This window comes from Paraburkholderia aspalathi, assembly GCF_905220735.1.
Taxonomy (GTDB): domain Bacteria; phylum Pseudomonadota; class Gammaproteobacteria; order Burkholderiales; family Burkholderiaceae; genus Paraburkholderia; species Paraburkholderia aspalathi.
Genome location: NZ_CAJNBA010000034.1, coordinates 1 through 1,077, shown reverse-complemented (window position 1 = coordinate 1,077; position 1,077 = coordinate 1). Strand labels below are relative to the sequence as shown.

The 1,077-nt window shown below is 63.4% G+C and carries 2 pseudogenes; both read right to left on the bottom strand.

The features are described from left to right. Positions 1-134 precede the first annotated feature (134 nt). Positions 135-740, bottom strand: a pseudogene (locus KHO30_RS39075) (ATP-binding protein); the annotation flags it as partial. 18 nt (positions 741-758) lie between these two features. Then, a pseudogene (locus KHO30_RS39070) lies at positions 759-1,077 on the bottom strand (IS21 family transposase); the annotation flags it as partial.

The following is a 1,077-nucleotide window of genomic DNA, read 5'->3' as shown; positions in this document are numbered from 1 at the left end:
ATACGGCTAACGAAGACATCACGATTATGCATAGACAGAAAGCCACTGGACGCTCACGGCAGCGGGGTTCGTACGGACGGACTCCGCATAAAGTTGTTCATCGCATTACAGCTATTACGGGTTCGACTTCGTAATAGCTGGCTGGTGGCCAGCGTGGATCGGTGTCCGTGCCGGTCATCGAGCACCTCCAGCAGGTCGCGCCGCGCGGAATCGGTCAGCGGCGCCATTGCCAGATCGTCGAGAATCACGAGATCCGTCTTGGCAAGTTGTGCGAGCCATCGCGCATAGCGCCCGCTGCCGTGTGCAATCGCCAGTTCGTCGTTTAGTTTCGGCACGCGCAGATAGCAGGCGGAGAACCCCTGGCGGCATGCCTGGATGGCGAAGGCGCAGCCCAACCAGCTCTTGCCGAGACCAGTCGGACCAACCAGGATCAGGTTCTGCCTCTCCCGAAGCCACTCACCCGTCAGCAGCCGGACGGTGAGCGCCCGGTCCAGGCCGCGAGGGGTGCGATAGTCGATGTCCTCGGGCGACGCGTCGGGGACCTTCAGTCTGGCCCGACGCAGCCGGGCCGCCGTTTGTCGCGAGTCACGTTCACTGGATTCACGCTCGACCAGCAGCCCCAGACGCTCTTCAAAGCCCAGCCGGTCAATGCCGTCCTGGGACTGTTGCTCGGCAAGCGCCGCCGCCATGCCGGGCAGGCGCAGCGCGTGTAGTTTGTCGACAGTGGGATGATGCAGCATATAGACTCCCTTTCAGCTTCAGTGATAGTACGAAGGCCCGCGCACATTGGCATGCACAAGCGGCAGGTCGGCCTGCACGGTAGCGGGTTCGGGCTCCCGGTCCAGGCCGTTCTTCAGCGTCGAGTCAATGAACTTGTAGTTCGGCGCTTTCAGATCGATGGCGCGGCGGCAAGCAGCTTCGAGCCGGTCGCGCCCGTAGTCCTTGCCCATGCGCAGCACACCCAGACAGGTGCGATACGACTGCTGGGGATGCTTGCGGGCACCCAGCAGGTGCTGGATGACGGCTGCCGTATGCGGGCCGATGTCGGCGGCCCAGTTGCGCAGCCGCTCCGGATCC